Genomic DNA, 16,008 nt, shown 5'->3' on the forward strand with positions numbered 1-16,008 from the left:
CCACCCCCACTCCTAACCTCTCCCCACAAGGGGAAGAGGGACGCGCTCTGCCTAAAAGAGCAGCTGCGTCAATTCAGTGGCCCGCAGAGGGCGGGAGTGGCCGGCGATCTCAGCGTTCGGTCTCTCCGGCGGAAGTCGCGCCGGGAAAGCCGTCATTGCCTCCGGCGCTGAACAGACGGCGCAGGATGCCGGGCGCCAGGGCGGAGAGCGGGTTCACGCTCACATCCGGCTTGGACAGGCGGCCCGAGACCCGAAAATTCAGGGCGAACAGACCCTCGTTGTTCCCGCCGCCGAGGAGTTGCCCGAACAGGGGGAGCCGCGAGACGACGTTGTTCAGCCCGTAGAGCGGGACGAAGGTGCCGTTGATGTCGGCGCGTTCCTTGGCCGTGTCGAGGTAGCCGCTCATGGTGAAGCCCATCGCCGCGTTGGATATGGCGGCGTCGGTGAAGTCGACGCGGCTGCCAGTGCGGGTGAAGTTCGCCCGCAGGCGGTCGAAGCTCACGTCGTTGCCGGCGTTCTGGATGATCTGCTTGCGGCCCTTGGCATCGACGACCTCGCTGGTCGCCGGACCCTGCGCCATGATGCTCGACAGGGCCGGCTCGTTGCGCAGCGTGAAATCGCGGATCTGGACCACGCCGGTCTGCGGCCCGTCCCCGAGGGTGCTGCCGAGGACGAGGCGCCCGCCATACATGCGCTTGTAGATATCGACGAAGCGCAGGGTAGCCCCGGCATCGGTGGTCTCGATGTTGATCGAGGGATCGCCGCGGCCCGAGCGGGACACCACCGCCGAGAAGCCGGCTCCGTTGAAGCGGCCCTGCAGGCGGCCCGAGCGGAAATCCTTGCCCTTCATCGAGAGCTTCGCGCTGGCGCCGGTCAGGGCCTCGCCGTTGAATCCCGTGATGATGCCTAAGCTGATATCGGCCTCGATCTCCTTGGACTGGTCTCGGCCGCTTTCCTTGCCGGCCTTGCCCTCCGGTCCTCCGAGCGATTTCATGAAGGGCCGCGCATCGGCCACGGCCCCCTTCACGCCCACCTTGTAGAGGTTGCCGCTGCGGTCGATCTGGATGCGCATGTCGTCGCCGGGCGACAGCTTGAAGCTCGAGAGGTCGGCCCGGTCGAATTGCCCATCGCCATTGATCGCCGCCGTGCCGCGCGCGCTGGCGCTGCCGGCATCGAGGACGATGTCGCGCAGGTCCATGGCGCCCCCCGGGCTGACCTCGGTCATGACGAAGCTGACGCGCCCCGGCTTGCCGGCCGGTTTGACGAAGCCCGGGATCAGGCCATCGATGGAGGCGCGGGACAGATCCGCTTCCATGCGGATGGGCGAGCGCGCCGGGCTGCCCTTTCCGATGGCGAGGTTGATCTTCAACGGGATCGGCCCGGCAAGCTGCGGCGCCACCGGCAGGCCTCGCCTCGCCCGCAGGGCCTCGTCGAGGAGGAGCGTCGCGTTGACCTCACCCGGTGCGCCCGCCTTCGGTTGGCGCAGGTCGAGGGTGAGCGGCGAGCCGAGCACCCGGCCGTCGCCCTTCAGGGTGAAACCGCCCCGTTCGTAGGTGACGGCGAAGCGGCCGTTCTCGAGCTTCTCCTTTCCGAAAGCCCTCTCGACGGCGAGGTCGCTCAGGGTACCGGTGAGGCTCACGGGCAGGTCCGGCAGGTCGGGGATGCGCTTGAGGTTGAGCGGGAAGTCGATGCGCAGATCGGCATTGCCCTTGACCGAGGCCGGGTCGATCTCGACCCCGGTGAGGTTCTTGAACATCTTGGTCTGGAGCAGGGCGACGAGGGCGTCCGCACCGCCGCCGAGTTTCAGGCCGATCTGTGCGGTGACGGTGTCAGGCGTGATCTTCGGGATCACGAACGAGCCGTCCGTGATGTAGAGCGTCCGGTCGTCCGGCATCTTGATGTCGGCGGTGACGCCGCGGATGTTCGTGGTCAGGCCCGTGATCGTCCCCGTCACCCGGCCGCGGCTCAGGGGGGGAGCGCCCTCGCTGACCGCCAGCGTCGCGTTGGAGACGGCGAAATCGATATGGATGGCGCTGTCCGGCATCGGCTCGCCACGCGTCGCGGCGGCGAGCTCGCTGCCGCTCATGTCCACGGTGATGTCGACCTTGTCCACGAGGCCGCCCTGGAGGTTGTCCACCAGATACTCGCGGGCGGGCGGAGCGATATGCTCCGGCCACAGGCGCAGGGCCATGCGCCCATCGGTATGGGCGGCGTTGATCTTCAGCGTGAGGCCGCCCTCGTCGGCGCTGGTGTCCACCGTACCGGTGACCCGGCCGGTGGCTCCGCCGGCTCCCGCCACGGTGAACTCGTCGATGGAGAGGCCGCCGTCGCGCCCCGTGACATGGGCCGAGAGGGCGTCGAGCTTGACCGGCTTGTCGGTCCTGGCGGCGCCGCGCAGGATCGCATCCTTGCCCGCGAGGGCCAGGGTCCAGGCCGTGGGGCCGCCCACCGGGCTCGCGGTCCAGACACCGGCGAGATGCACCGCGTTGCCGGCTCCGAGGTAATCGATGCTGTCGAGGTTCAGGACCCGCTTGGCCTCGTCCCAACTGACCGAGGCGGTCAGGCTTTCGATGGTGACCGGGTTGAAGTCCTTCTCCTCGATGAGGAAATTACCGTCGCTGGTCTTGACCGTCGCTTTCAGGGCCTCGACCCGACCGTTGTCGAGCCCGACCTCCGCCTTGGCCGAGACCTTCAGGTCGGTCTCGATCGGCAGTTTCGATTGCCCCGAGAGGAGGAGCAGATCGGTGACCGGCAGATCGTCCAGGGTGATGATGCCATTGCGCTTTCCGTTGCCGCCCTCGTGCAGGTCACCGCCGAAGCGCCATTCCCCGTGAGGGCCGTCGATGCGCAGCTCGAACACCCGCGAATCCCGCGCCGCGTCGCGTCGGAACAGCCCGTTGACGTGTTCGAACACCCCACGCTGGCGGGCGTCGTCGTCGATCAGCGTCAGGCGCCCATTGGTGATCCGCGCCCGGTCGAGGGCTCCGACCACTCCGGCCGGATCGAGGACGATGCCGAAGATCGAGGCGATGGCGGCCGAGATCGGCGACGAAGTTCCCCGGGCACTATCGACGCTGGGCAGCGTATGAGGCTCCGCTGCGGCATGGGCCGGATCGGAACCGGCAAAGGCGATGGACCCGTCGCGGTGGACCAGGGCCGTCATCTGCAGGTCGCGGAACTCGATGGCCCTCGGCTGGACCGCGAGGCGCAGCAGACCCCAGGTATCCAGGCTCACCACCGCCATGGGAGCGCGCAGGACGAGGGCGCCGTCGGGGTTATGGATGTCGAGGCCGGCGACCTGAAGCGCCAGGGAATTCTCGGAATCGAGCTCGATGGTGCTGTCGCGCAGGTCCACTCGCCAACCGGGGCCGATACTGCCCGCGATGGCCGAGGCCACGCGCTCGGACATGCCGTCGATGCGCAGGGGACCGTTGGTCAGACGCCAGAACGCCCCGGAAACGGCGAGCGTGAGGGCGGCCACTAGAACGAGCGAAAGCCATAGCAGCGGCCGCCGCCGCCGCCGAGGCGACCTACCCCGTCGCAAAGCTGTGGCGGTGTCCTGGTTCATCGATCCTTGAGCCGCTGGATCGGACGGGCCGCTCACGCTATCGAGCAGGTGTCCGGGATTCGGGGTTGCCTTGACCCGGCAATCTTTTGGTCCTCAGTCGAGGGGTCATGTGCCCCTCGATCAACGTCTCTTGTGGCACACTATCAATCGGCCGAAAGGAAGGCATCATGCCTCTCGACACCGGAGATCACGCTCCCGCCTTCACATTACCGGGCGCGGGCGGCGAGGAAATCAGCCTCGCCGCGTTCAAGGGTCGCAAGGTCGCACTCTACTTCTACCCGAAGGACGATACCAGCGGTTGCACCCTGGAGGCACAAGGCTTCAACGCCCTCGGCGCCGCCTTCGGGGAAGCGAATACCGTGGTGGTGGGCGTCTCCCCCGATACGATGAAGAGCCACGATAAGTTCCGGGCGAAGTACGATCTGACCTTCCCCCTCGCTTCCGACGAGAGCAAGTCGATGCTCGAAGCCTACGGCGTATGGGTGGAAAAGAGCATGTACGGCCGCAAGTACATGGGGGTGGAGCGCACCACCGTGCTCATCGACGGCGAGGGGCGCATCGCGCGCGTCTGGTCGAAGGTGAAGGTGCCCGGCCATGCGGAGGAGGTTCTCGCCGCGGCGCGCGCGTTGGCCTGAAGCCACTGCCGCGCGCGTCTCGACGTCGACGTCTCGCGCGTGGGATTTTGCGCTTCGTTAACCCTGATCCCCTCCAATGGCGGGAGTTGGAGTGGGGTTGGCCCGGATGCGTTTTTCGTTTTCCATGATCGGTGGAATACGCCTGCCGAACGCGGGACGACGCCTCGTGCCGGCCCTCGTCTGTGGCCTCGCCATCGCCACGCTCTGGGCCGGTGCCGCCACATGGTACCTCGTGTTCCACGACGAGATCCTGGCCCGCTTCGTATCCCAGCAGACCGCCCTGCAATATGCCTACGAGGAGCGGATCGGGGCCCTCAGGCTTCAGCTCGACCGGGCGACGATGGAGCATCTCGCCACGCGCGAGGGATTGGCCGCGCGGGTGGCCGATCTGTCCCAGCGCCAAGCCGCGATGGAAAAGCGTCAGGCCCAGCTTTCGCTCCTCGCGAGCGAGGCCGGGCACCCCATCGCGAGTGCCGCCCGGAGTGCGGCGGACGATCCCGCCGAGACCGGGGCGCTCGGTTACGCGGCCACGATCACCGACCCTGTCGCCAAAACTCCGGCCAAGCCTGCGCCAAAGCCCTTTCCGACGCCCGACGCCTTCGAGTTGCGCTCACGCGACGGCGCGCCCGGCCGGCAGTCTCTGCGAGAGACCGAGCAGGTTCTGGCGGGGCTGGATCGGCGCCTCGATGGTCTGGGCGCGCACCAGATCCGAACCCTTGATGCGCTCGGCGTGCGCGCGATCCGCGGCTCGCAGCGCCTGCGTGACATCGTCATCCGTGTCGGCCTCGACCCGCAGCGTTTCGAGCGCCAACGCGAGGCGGGGATCGGTGGGCCGCTCGTGCCGCTCGCCACCGATCCGTTCGGCATCGCGGTCGGGCAGGTCCGGCGGGCTCTGGGAGAGGAAGACCGCCTCCGCCGCATCGCATCCGCCCTCCCCGTGCGGCAGCCCCTGGCCGGCAAGTACAGCCTGTCGAGCGGTTTCGGACCCCGTCTCGATCCGTTCACGCGCGGGCTCGCCCTGCATACCGGCCTCGACATGAAGGCCGAGTTCGGGGAAAGCGCCCGCGCGACGGCGGCCGGCCGGGTGACGGTCGCCGATTACAATGGCGGCTACGGCAACATGGTGGAGGTCGATCACGGCAGCGGGCTCGTGACGCGCTACGCCCATCTGTCATCCATCACGGTAGGCGCGGGAGAATGGGTCGAGGCCGGGGGCGCCATCGGCCGTGTCGGCTCCACCGGCCGCTCGACGGGAAGCCATCTGCATTACGAGACGAGGATCGACGGCGAGCCCGTGGACCCGCAGCGCTTCCTGCGCGTCCTCGGCGGATCGGACGCGCAGTTCCTCGCCGCTAGATAGGAGAGCCCAACTGAAGGGAAGCGAGGACTAATCGATGTCCTCGACTTCGCCGGCCCCGCCATAGACGCGCTGGGCCAGGGACGCTTCCATGAAGGGATCGAGTGCACCGTCCAGCACTTCGTCGGGATCGGTGGACTGGGTGCCCGTGCGCAGGTCCTTCACCAGCTGGTAGGGCTGCAGCACGTAGGACCGGATCTGGTGGCCCCAGCCGATATCGGTCTTGGCCGCGTTCTCGGCATTGGCCTTCTCTTCGCGCTTCTTGAGCTCGGCCTCGTACATCCGGGCGCGCAGCATGTTCCAGGCCGTGGCCCGGTTCTTGTGCTGGGACCGCTCCTGCTGGCACGCCACCACGATCCCGGTGGGATTGTGGGTGATGCGCACCGCCGAATCGGTGGTGTTCACGTGCTGGCCACCGGCGCCCGACGACCGATAGGTGTCGATGCGGCAATCCGATTCCTTGATCTCGATGACGATGCGGTCGTCGATCACCGGATAGACCCGGACGCTGGCGAAGCTGGTATGGCGCCGCGCGCTCGAATCGTAGGGCGAGATGCGCACGAGGCGGTGGACGCCGGATTCCGTCTTGAGCCAGCCATAGGCGTTGTGGCCCTTGACCATGAGCGTGGCGCCCTTGATCCCGGCCTCGTCGCCATCAGACCACTCGACGATGTCGACCTTGTACTTCCGGCGCTCGGCCCAACGGCCGTACATGCGCTGGAGCATGTTCGCCCAGTCCTGGCTCTCGGTGCCGCCGGCCCCGGCATGGACTTCGACATAGGTGTCGAGCCCGTCGGCCTCGCCGGACAGGAGCGTCTCGATCTGGCGGCGCGCGGCCTCCTTCTCGACGGCGCGGATGCCGTTCTCGCCTTCGAGAATGGTGTCCTGGTCGCCTTCCATCTCGCCGAGCTCGATGAGCGTCGCGGCGTCATCGAGATCCTGGCTGAGCTTCTTGATCGCGCCCGCGGCGTCCTCGAGGGCGCCGCGCTCGCGCATGACCTTCTGCGCCGCCTCGGCGTCGTTCCACAGGTTGGGATCCTCGGAGGCTGCGTTCAGCTCCGCGAGGCGTTTCTCGACGGTATCCCAGTCAAAGATGCCTCCTCAGCAGTCCGATCGACTGCTTGGCGGCATCCGAGAGTTGTTCGATCTCGGCGCGCATCTGGTGTTTCGGCTCGTGGTGAAGGTACAGGGCTTAGCGTGTGAGCGCGGGTGATACCGAGACGCCCGCCCGGTGTAAACGGCGGCGCCCGTCTTCCTCTTCCCTCAGGTCCGGGACGGTCCCCCGCATGACGCCAGCCACCACCTCTCGACCCACGGGCCGCATTCGGTCGCGAGGGGGCTGTCTCGCAGCGAGTCTCGCCATCATCGTCGCGGGGCTGAGCCTGCGCTTCGTGCCCCTCGGTCTGCCGATGGGGATCGTCAAATACGGCGGTTCGGCCCTGTGGGCGGCAATGGTCTACGCCTTGGTCGCGGCGTTGCTGCCGCACCGGAATGGGCAGGCGATCCTCCTCGTGGCCGGTGCGATCGCTCTGGTGGTGGAGCTCTCCCGCCTCGTCCATACGCCGTGGCTCGACGCGTTCAGACTGACGCTCCCCGGCGCCCTGTTGCTCGGGCGGATCTTCTCGCCCTGGAACCTCGTCGCCTATGCCGCAGGCCTCGCCGCATCTGCCCTCGTGGATCGGTGGGCCGGCCTCCGCGCGAAAGGCGGATAGGTGTCAGCGGCCGTAGGCGGGAGGCGCGACGCGTGCCGGGGCCAGGACGAATTCGTGCGGCCGGCGGCGCCCGTTCAGCGGACCTTCCGTCGGCGAATCCTCGAAATAGCTGTTGCCGCTGAGGCCGAACCCGCCGCCATTCATGACGCTCGGCACCGGAATGGCGCGCGCATCGTCCGGGACGGGACGGCCCGTCGCCCGGTCTGTGGGCAGGATGTAGGGGCCATTCGCCGCCGTATAGGACGTTTGAGCGACGGCGCCGGAGGCGAGGGACAGGCCGAGGCCGATCAGGCCTGCGGCGGCGAAGGTCGAGAGATGCTGCACGGGTCGCTCCGTCGCGGTGTTCACATGCGGCCGCGGCCGCTCATGCCCTTACCATGCCCCATGAGAGGTTGCCTGTCCGTGTCCTCGCCGCTCCAAGATCCATCTTTTTCGATGCCGGCCGGTCCCGTACGGGGGAGATGCTTCCCGATCCAAGGGGCAACCAGCCCGGATTCTCCGCGTTGAACCAGCAAGCGCAACCGATAAGCGCATTCAGCAAGGAGCCCACCATGACCGCCATCAAGATCTCCACCGCCGCCGCCGCATTGGTCGTTGCCCTGTCCGGCGCCGCCTTCGCGCAGACCGGAATGCCCGAGAGCCATGGCACGAATGCCGCCGGTTCGAAGTCGGGCGTGGTCGGCAAGGGGGACAGCATGGAGGCAGGCCCCGCCACCACAGGCACCGCGACCGCGCCGGGCGCCCGCACGGCACCGGGCAGCGCCATGCCCTCCACTCCCGGCATGACCACCAACGATCCGAGCGCAGCGCCGCGGCCCGTCTCCCCGGCACCGGCCGTTCGCTGAGATCGGGTCCAGCGCCCGACAAAAGGAAAAGGCCGGAGCGATGCTCCGGCCTTTTTCTATGGATGGGACGCCGTGTCCGCGCAGCTCAGCCCTTGGCGCGCAGGACGACCTGAGGCTCGCGTTCCACCGGCACGCAATTGGTGCGGATCGCATTCAGGACGAGGGGCTGCGAATCGCAGACATAGCTGAGACCCGGATCCGGTGCGGGAACCGGATCACGCGCGACGATCGGGTTCGGCGCGCAGGCACCGGCCGATCCGGCCAGCAGCAGCGCGACGGTCAGGGTCAATCCGCGCATACGATCCTCGGTGGCAGGCGACATGGCGCGACCCTGCTCACCGGGACGGCATGTGACAAGCACATGAGAGGGGCTCGGGCCGCTTTGGCGCGACCTGTCTCCCCCCCGCAACATCACCGATGACGCGATTCAGCCCGCTTTCGTGAGCGGGACGACGTTGTGGAGCGTGCGGTCCGACGTCTCGAAGAAGCGGCGGATGTTGCGGGCCGCCTGGCGGATGCGCTGCTCGTTCTCCACCAGCGCGATACGAACGTAATTGTCGCCGTGTTCGCCGAAGCCGATGCCCGGTGCCACCGCCACGTCCGACTTCTCGAGGAGGAGCTTGGAGAATTCGAGGCTGCCGAGGCCCTGATACTTCTCCGGGATCGGCACCCAGGCGAACATCGAAGCCGACGGGCTCGGGATCTTCCAGCCGGTCTTGTCGAACGACTCGATCAGCGCGTCGCGGCGCTTCTTGTAGATCGAGCGCATCTCCACGATGCAATCCTCGGGTCCGTTGAGGGCGGCGGTGGCCGCCACCTGGATCGGCGTGAACGCCCCGTAATCGAGGTAGGATTTCACCCGCGTGAGAGCGGCGAGCAGGCGCTCGTTGCCCACCGCGAAACCCATGCGCCAGCCGGCCATGGAGAAGGTCTTCGACAGCGAGGTGAACTCCACCGTGCAGTCGATGGCGCCCGGCACCTCCAGCACGGAGGGCGGCGGCTCGCCGTCGAAATAGACCTCCGCATAGGCGAGATCGGACAGGATGATGATCTCGTGGCGCTTGGCGAAAGCGACGAGGTCCCGGTAAAAATCGAGGCTCGCCACGTAGGCCGTGGGGTTCGAGGGATAGCAGACGACGATCGCCACGGGCTTGGGGATCGAGTGCTGCATCGCCTTCTCGACGGCGGGGAAGAAAGCCGGGGTCGGCTCGGCCGGCACGGAGCGGATCACGCCGCCCGCCATCAGGAAGCCGAAGGCGTGGATCGGGTAGCTCGGGTTCGGCACCAGCACCACGTCGCCCGGCGCGGTGATCGCCTGCGCCATGTTGGCGAAGCCTTCCTTGGAGCCGAGCGTCGCCACCACTTGCGTGTCGGGGTTCAGGCTCACGCCGAAACGGCGCTTGTAGTAGTTGGCCTGCGCCCGGCGGAGACCCGCGATGCCCTTCGAGGACGAATAGCGGTCCGTGCGCGGCCGGCCGGCCGTCTCCACCAGCTTGGCGATGACGTGGCGCGGGGCGTCGAGATCGGGATTGCCCATGCCGAGATCGATGATGTCGGCGCCATTGGCGCGCGCCTGGGCCTTGATCCGGTTGACCTGCTCGAACACGTAAGGGGGCAGGCGCTTGATGCGGTGAAAGTCGGTCATGGGCTTCACGGGGTCCGATGCGCCAATCGCATGATTCGCGCGTTCAAAACTGTCATCACTCTGACGTGGTCGACCTGTCTACCATCTCGGCGGCCCGGAGCCGACCGTTATTGTGCAGGCTGGATCTGGCCTGTGGCGCGGGCGGCGCTCTCGGCGGCACGGCCCTTGGCTTCGTTACGGCCACGAGCGCCCATCAGATCGTTCTCGAGACTCTTGGTCCCTTCGGCGGTGCGGGCGCTGATGGGCCTGGCCGGTGCTGCGACGCCGACGGGCAGGTATTCGGCGTCGGTCTTGCGGGATTGCACCACGAAATCGGGCGCCTTCACATCCTTCGGCCCGCCCCCGGCGAGCGTATAGGCGCCGCGCATGGCGTTGAGGTCGCCGGAGCATCCTCCCGCGGCGAGAAGGCCGCCGAGGACGAGGGCCAGACGGGGGACGAAGCCGCACCGCCTGTGATTCCGTGATGAAGGCTCTGACATAATGACCTGAAACGTAAGCCGCGCCCTGGCGGAAAGTCGAGGTGCCGCGTTAATTTGTCGAGAACGAGGACGGTTCGGCCGGGCCGTCCCGCGGAAATAGAGGGGAAATCAACGCGTGACGACCGACAGGACGACACCGCTTCCCGATATCGACGCCTTGTCCCGCAACGCGACGTTGCTGATCGAGGAGTTCACCCGCACGGCCGGCGCCTACATGAAGCCGATCAGCCAGGCGGACCCGCTCGATCCCGAACTGGCCAAGCCTCCGGAAGAGGTCAACGACGTCGTCAAGACCCTCGGCACCGTGGTCGAGCGCTGGATGGTCGACCCGCAGAAGTCCCTCGAAGCCCAGAAGAAGCTCAGCGACGCGTTCATCACCCTCTGGGGCTCGACCTGGCATCGTCTCCAGGGCGAGGAAGCGTCTCCCGTGGCGTTGCCCGAGGCGAAGGACAACCGCTTCAAACACGCGGAATGGTCCACCAACCCGATCTTCGACTTCATCAAGCAGAGCTACCTCATCACCTCGCGCTGGGCGGAAGAGCTCGTCGACGAGGCCGACGGGATCGACGAGCATACGCGGCACAAGGCGCAGTTCTACCTGCGCCAGATCGTCGGCGCGCTCTCGCCCTCCAATTTCGTGATGACCAATCCCGAGCTGATTCGGCACACGCTGCAGGAGAACGGCGCCAATCTCGTGCGCGGCATGAAGATGCTCGCCGAAGACATCGAGGCCGGGAAAGGCCAGCTGCGGGTCCGCCAGACAGATCCGTCCGGCTTCGAGGTCGGCGTCAACGTCGCGGTGTCCCCCGGCGAGGTGGTGTTCCGCAACGACCTGATGGAGCTCATCCAGTATTCGCCGACCACCGAGACGGTGCTCAAGCGCCCGTTCCTGATCGTGCCGCCTTGGATCAACAAGTTCTACATCCTCGATCTCAACCCGTCGAAGAGCCTGATCGGCTGGATGGTGTCGCAGGGCCTCACGGTCTTCTGCATCTCGTGGGTGAACCCCGACGAGCGCCACGCCGACAAGGATTTCGAGAGCTACATGCGCGAGGGCATCGAGGCGGCCATCGACGCGATCGGTGTCGCCACCGGTGAGAGCGAGGTGGCGGCGGCGGGATATTGTGTCGGCGGCACCCTGCTGGCGGTGACCCTGGCGATGCAGGCGGCCACGGGCAACAAGCGCATCAACAGCGCCACCTTCCTGACGACGCAGGTGGACTTCACCCATGCCGGCGACCTCAAGGTCTTCGCCGACGAGGAGCAGATCCGCAGCATCGAGGCGCGGATGAAGAAGCGCGGCTACCTCGAAGGCTCGGGCATGGCGACCGCCTTCAACATGCTGCGGCCGAACGACCTGATCTGGTCCTACGTGGTCAACAACTACGTGAAGGGGCAGACGCCCTCGGCCTTCGACCTGCTCTACTGGAACGCCGACGCCACTCGGATGCCGGCGGCCAACCATTCCTTCTACCTGCGCAATTGCTACCTCGATAACACCCTGGCCCAGGGGCGCATGATCCTCGGTAACGTCCGCCTCGACCTGAAGAAGGTGAAGGTGCCGATCTTCAACCTCGCCACCCGGGAGGATCACATCGCGCCCGCCATCTCCGTCTTCGAAGGGTCGTCGAAATTCGGCGGCAAGGTCGATTACGTGCTGGCCGGGTCCGGTCACATCGCCGGCGTGGTCAACCCGCCGTCCAAGCCGAAATACGGGTTCTGGACCGGCGGTGCGGCCAAGGGGCGTCTGGAGGATTGGATTTCGGCGGCGACCGAGCACAAGGGGTCGTGGTGGCCCTACTGGTTCGAATGGCTGGAGAAGCAGGCCCCGGCCCGCGTGCCGGCCCGGATTCCCGGCGAGGGTGGTCTGCCCTCCCTCGGGCCGGCGCCCGGAACCTATGTCCGCATGAAGGCGTGATCGGATTGGGTCGTTGCCATTCGTTTCGAATGGCCGAGTCGAGAACGGGATCGTCGGTGGTCCCTGCGGCCGGATGACGGGTGTTCGGCTGCGTTTTTTCGGATCCCCGTCACCTCATCCTTCAAGGCGGCTGTCGCCGCAGCTCAGGATGAGGTCGACGAGGGGAAGATCTCCACACTGCCTCGGTGTTCCGGCTGAGGACACTCAGAACTTCCGAACCAGCGGCGCGGAAGCGATCGGAGCGGCCGGCGTGCCGAAGACGTAGCGGAAGCCCACCGAAACGATGTCCGCGCTGCCGCTCGTATCGGCGGCGAAGGGAATGTTGCGGAAGTTGTAGTCGCGGCCCGGACCGGCGAGGAGCTTCGAATCGCCCACGAGGAAGAGGTGAGAATAGGCGATGTTGAGGGTCAGCTTCTCGCTCCAGCGATAGCTGCCGCCGAGCGAGACGTTGAAGCGGTCGCTGTCGGGCAGCCGAACCGAGCGGTTCGAGAAGTCGATGGGCGATTGTTCGTAGGCGAGACCGGCCCGGACGGTGAGGGCCGGCGACCAATCGTACTCGCCGCCGACGGAATAGGAGTAGCCGTCCTTGTAGTTCAGGGGCAGCGTGGTCGCGATGCCGCCGGTGGTGCGGCCGACGATGCCGACATCGCCGAGCCTCGACCAATTGTCCCACTCGAAACCGAGATTGACGCGGGCGACCGGGCTGACGGCCTGGGTCAGGCCGACACTCACCTTCTCCGGGGTATTGAGGTTGGCGGTGACCTGCTGGCTCAGGAAGGCCGCCGGCCCCGGCAAAAGGAAGGCGCCTTCGATGTCGTGATGCACGGAGGAGCGATAGCCGACGCCCAACGCCGTGCCGGCCCAGGGGGTGATGAGCACGCCCGCCGTGAAGCCGACGCCCCAGGATTCTCCCTTGAGCGACGCGTTGGGGGCGATGAGCGGGCTGAACGAGAGCGGGAAGGCCTGGCGAAGGGTCAGCCGGAAATACTCGATGTTCGGCCCGGCGGCGATCGAGAGCCACTCGTTGACCTTGAAGCCGATGGTCGGGTTGAACGAAAGCGAGAAGATGCGGCTCGACCGTCCGTAGACTTCGCCGGCCCAGTCGTCGCGAGGCTTGGTCACGAGGCCGAAGGGAGCGCCGGTCTGGATGCCGATCCAGAGCCGGTCGGTGAGCTGGTAGGAGGTGGCGCCGGCCGGGATCACGGCGCCCTGGCCGATATCGCCGCTGCCGCCCAGCGGCGCGAACAATGGCGAGGTGCCGTCGGTCGGGGTGATCTTGGAGGAGAGGTTGATGAAGCTGAGATTCTGCTCGCTGACCCAGCCGGGGTTCATGGTGATCGTGGCCGGGTTCCAGAACATTGAGGAGACGCCGCCGGAGCCGGACGCGGCGCCCGCGAAAGCCTGACCCTGCGCGAGGGTGCTCTGTTCGCGGATGCCGAACGCGCCGGCCATGGCGTCCCCTGCCGTTAGGGTCAGGACGGCGGCGGAGAGTCCCGCCAGAGCCGTGTTGCGAATCGTCATGGCCATGTCCTGCTCCCGACCCTTGCTTGCGATGCTCGGATTTACCGCGGCGTGATCCCCAGCCGGCATCTTGAGCAGAAGAGTGCCGTTCTTGGCCGGTCTATGCAATCCATGTGCGGCAAAGTGTTAATCGTCTCATAATCTGCGATTTACTTCGGCTATGCCTTCGCCGACATACGTCGCCCGTGTCACCGAAAGGCATCGCGACGAATCGTTCACATCTAAACTGTCCGATTTACGTATCTCGTATCCTGCAGAAAAATGCGTATCGCGCGGAATTTTCAAAGGGACGTATGAATTATGCAACATGTCCCTGTACGGTCTCGACACCTTGCCAGGGACGGTGGAGGGACCGATGTCTCGGGCTGACAATGGATCGAAGCGGAGCGAGAACCGATGAAACTTGTGCGTCACGGAGATGTGGGCGACGAGAAGCCCGGCTTGATCGATGCCGAGGGCGGGTTGCGCGATCTGTCGGGCATCCTGCGCGATATTTCCGGCGCGGCCCTCGCCACGACGTCATTGGAGCGCCTGCGCGCCATCGATCCCGAGACGCTGCCGCTCCTCCCCGCCGAGACGCGGCTCGGCCCCTGCGTCGGCGGCACCCGCAACTTCATCGCGATCGGGCTGAACTATACCGATCACGCGGCGGAGATCGGTGCCGACATCCCGGCCGAGCCCATCGTCTTCAACAAGGCGCCCTCCTGCATCTCCGGCCCCAACGACCGGGTCATTCTGCCGAAGGGGTCGGCCAAGACGGATTGGGAGGTGGAACTCGCCATCGTCATCGGCGCGCGCGCATCCTACGTCCATGCCAACGAGGCCCTGTCCTATGTGGCCGGCCTGTGCCTCTGCAACGACGTCTCCGAGCGCGAGTTTCAAATGGAGCGCGGCGGGACCTGGACCAAGGGCAAGGGGTGCCCGACCTTCGGTCCCCTCGGGCCGTGGCTGGTGACTCTGGACGAGATCCCCGACCCGTCCGCCCTGGACCTGTGGCTCGACGTGAATGGCGAGCGGATGCAGTCGGGGTCGACATCGACGATGATCTTCGGCGTCGCCCAGATCGTCGCCTATCTCTCGCATTTCATGATGCTGGAGCCCGGTGACGTCATCACCACGGGCACGCCCCCCGGAGTCGGGATGGCACGCAATCCGCCCCGCTTCCTCAAGAACGGTGACGTCGTGACCCTCGGCATCACCGGCCTCGGCGAGCAGCGCCAGGAAATCGTCGCCTTCGACGATTGGACCGCGAAGGTCGCGGCCGGCGAACCGACTCATTGAAACGGGGCGGGGATCGAAATCCCCGCTCGCTCGTCTCCTCTCCTAAGCGGGTTCGCGTCGGCAAGCCAACGCTTCACCCTGCTTGGCTCTTTGCTGTGTCGCAGGGTTTTATCGCAGAACCGGGGGCCACTTCTGCAAAACCTGCTTAGACGCAGCTTGGCCGGTAAATCGCATCGCACGGCTCGGCCCATGGCAGTTGGAAGGACCTAACCTTGAGCATCGGACTGATCGCCCTCCTCGACGACATCGCGGGGCTCGCCAAGGTCGCGGCCGCCTCCCTCGACGACGTCGCGGGGCAAGCCGCCAAGGCCGGTGCGAAAGCGGCAGGGGTCGTCATCGACGACGCCGCCGTGACGCCGCGCTACGTCGTGGGCTTCGCGGCCGAGCGCGAATTACCGATCGTGGGCAAGATCGCCATCGGTTCGCTGCGCAACAAGATGCTGTTCCTGCTGCCGGCGGCCCTGCTGCTGCAGGCCTTCGCCCCCTGGGCCATCACCCCGCTGCTCATGCTCGGCGGGGCCTATCTCTGCTACGAGGGCACCGAGAAGGTCTACGAGGCGCTGTTCCCGCACAAGGCGCATGCGCATGAGGCCAAGCTCGATGCCGATGCCGGGGACGGCGCGGCTCTGGAAGCGCGCAAGGTCTCCAGCGCGATCAAGACGGATTTCATACTGTCGGCCGAGATCATGGCGATCTCCCTGGCCTCGCTTCCCGAAGGCAGCATCTGGACGAAGGCGATCGTGCTCGCGGTCGTCGCCATCGGCATCACAGTCTTCGTCTATGGCGGCGTGGCGCTCATCGTGAAGGCGGACGATGCCGGGGTCGCGATGGCGAAGAACACTTCGGCGTCCGTGTTCGGCAGCGCGATCCGCGGTTTCGGCCGTGCCCTGGTCAAGGGCATGCCGGTCTTCCTGCAGCTCCTGGCCATCATCGGCACGGCCGCGATGATCTGGGTCGGCGGCGGCATCCTCGTCCATGGTCTCGAAGGTTACGGCCTGCCCCAGGTCGCCCACGTGATCCACGACGCCGCTGCCGGCAGCGCGAAGA

General features: G+C 66.6%; 14 protein-coding genes. 7 read left to right on the top strand and 7 right to left on the bottom strand.

The features are described from left to right. Positions 1 to 109: 109 nt before the first annotated feature. Complete coding sequence (locus MBTS_RS00740; protein WP_192214898.1) at positions 110 to 3,568, bottom strand: YhdP family protein; 3,459 nt, start codon at positions 3,566 to 3,568, stop codon at positions 110 to 112. Between the two features lie 167 nt (positions 3,569 to 3,735). Here MBTS_RS00740 and MBTS_RS00745 point away from each other — a divergent pair, with 167 nt between their 5' ends. Beyond that, entirely contained in the window at positions 3,736 to 4,203 is a 468-nt protein-coding gene (locus MBTS_RS00745; RefSeq protein ID WP_147830136.1) for a peroxiredoxin, read from the top strand. Between the two features lie 106 nt (positions 4,204 to 4,309). Beyond that, on the top strand, positions 4,310 to 5,563 hold the full coding sequence (locus tag MBTS_RS00750; RefSeq protein ID WP_238253785.1) for a M23 family metallopeptidase: 1,254 nt from the start codon (positions 4,310 to 4,312) through the stop codon (positions 5,561 to 5,563). Positions 5,564 to 5,590: 27 nt separating this feature from the next. Here MBTS_RS00750 and prfB read toward each other — a convergent pair. After that, positions 5,591 to 6,719 (bottom strand): peptide chain release factor 2 gene (prfB, locus tag MBTS_RS00755; protein WP_147830138.1). Its coding sequence is split into 2 segments (ribosomal slippage): positions 5,591 to 6,649 and positions 6,651 to 6,719, totalling 1,128 coding nucleotides; the frame shifts between segments, so codons are not numbered across the junction. A gap of 127 nt (positions 6,720 to 6,846) precedes the next feature. On the opposite strand from prfB, the gene MBTS_RS00760 reads away from it, so the two are divergent. Continuing rightward, positions 6,847 to 7,272 carry a ribosomal maturation YjgA family protein gene (locus MBTS_RS00760; RefSeq protein ID WP_056146447.1) on the top strand — a complete coding sequence of 142 codons (426 nt, stop codon included), beginning with the start codon at positions 6,847 to 6,849 and terminating at the stop codon, positions 7,270 to 7,272. A gap of 3 nt (positions 7,273 to 7,275) precedes the next feature. On the opposite strand, the gene MBTS_RS00765 is transcribed toward MBTS_RS00760, so the two are convergent. Beyond that, positions 7,276 to 7,596, bottom strand: coding sequence for a hypothetical protein (locus tag MBTS_RS00765; protein ID WP_043764740.1), 321 nt, complete (start codon positions 7,594 to 7,596; stop codon positions 7,276 to 7,278). Positions 7,597 to 7,823: 227 nt separating this feature from the next. Between MBTS_RS00765 and MBTS_RS00770 the strand changes: the two genes are divergently transcribed. Then, positions 7,824 to 8,117 (top strand): hypothetical protein, encoded by a 294-nt coding sequence (locus MBTS_RS00770; protein WP_056146442.1) that lies wholly within the window; start codon positions 7,824 to 7,826, stop codon positions 8,115 to 8,117. An 85-nt stretch (positions 8,118 to 8,202) separates the two neighbouring features. Here MBTS_RS00770 and MBTS_RS00775 read toward each other — a convergent pair whose 3' ends face one another. The 3 genes from MBTS_RS00775 to MBTS_RS00785 all read right to left on the bottom strand — a co-directional run bounded on the left by MBTS_RS00775 (position 8,203) and on the right by MBTS_RS00785 (position 10,130). Beyond that, complete coding sequence (locus MBTS_RS00775; protein WP_056146439.1) at positions 8,203 to 8,415, bottom strand: hypothetical protein; 213 nt, start codon at positions 8,413 to 8,415, stop codon at positions 8,203 to 8,205. 129 nt (positions 8,416 to 8,544) lie between these two features. Then, positions 8,545 to 9,762 carry an LL-diaminopimelate aminotransferase gene (locus tag MBTS_RS00780; RefSeq protein ID WP_018044439.1) on the bottom strand — a complete coding sequence of 406 codons (1,218 nt, stop codon included), beginning with the start codon at positions 9,760 to 9,762 and terminating at the stop codon, positions 8,545 to 8,547. Between the two features lie 107 nt (positions 9,763 to 9,869). Next, the gene (locus MBTS_RS00785; protein WP_018044440.1) at positions 9,870 to 10,130 is read right to left on the bottom strand and encodes a hypothetical protein; all 261 of its coding nucleotides are present in this window, start codon (positions 10,128 to 10,130) and stop codon (positions 9,870 to 9,872) included. Between the two features lie 226 nt (positions 10,131 to 10,356). On the opposite strand from MBTS_RS00785, the gene MBTS_RS00790 reads away from it, so the two are divergent. Then, entirely contained in the window at positions 10,357 to 12,159 is a 1,803-nt protein-coding gene (locus tag MBTS_RS00790) for a PHA/PHB synthase family protein (protein WP_018044441.1), read from the top strand. Positions 12,160 to 12,363: 204 nt separating this feature from the next. Here MBTS_RS00790 and MBTS_RS00795 read toward each other — a convergent pair whose 3' ends face one another. Next, entirely contained in the window at positions 12,364 to 13,686 is a 1,323-nt protein-coding gene (locus MBTS_RS00795) for an OmpP1/FadL family transporter (protein ID WP_192214899.1), read from the bottom strand. 390 nt (positions 13,687 to 14,076) lie between these two features. On the opposite strand from MBTS_RS00795, the gene MBTS_RS00800 reads away from it, so the two are divergent. Together MBTS_RS00800 and MBTS_RS00805 are read left to right on the top strand one after the other, a co-directional pair. Then, a complete protein-coding gene (locus MBTS_RS00800; RefSeq protein WP_056146432.1) occupies positions 14,077 to 14,961 on the top strand; it encodes a fumarylacetoacetate hydrolase family protein in 885 nt (294 codons plus the stop codon). A 212-nt stretch (positions 14,962 to 15,173) separates the two neighbouring features. Beyond that, on the top strand, positions 15,174 to 16,008 hold an 835-nt coding region (locus tag MBTS_RS00805), incomplete at its 3' end, for a DUF808 domain-containing protein (RefSeq protein WP_192214900.1).

The organism is Methylobacterium bullatum (genome assembly GCF_014845095.1).
Classification (GTDB): domain Bacteria; phylum Pseudomonadota; class Alphaproteobacteria; order Rhizobiales; family Beijerinckiaceae; genus Methylobacterium; species Methylobacterium bullatum.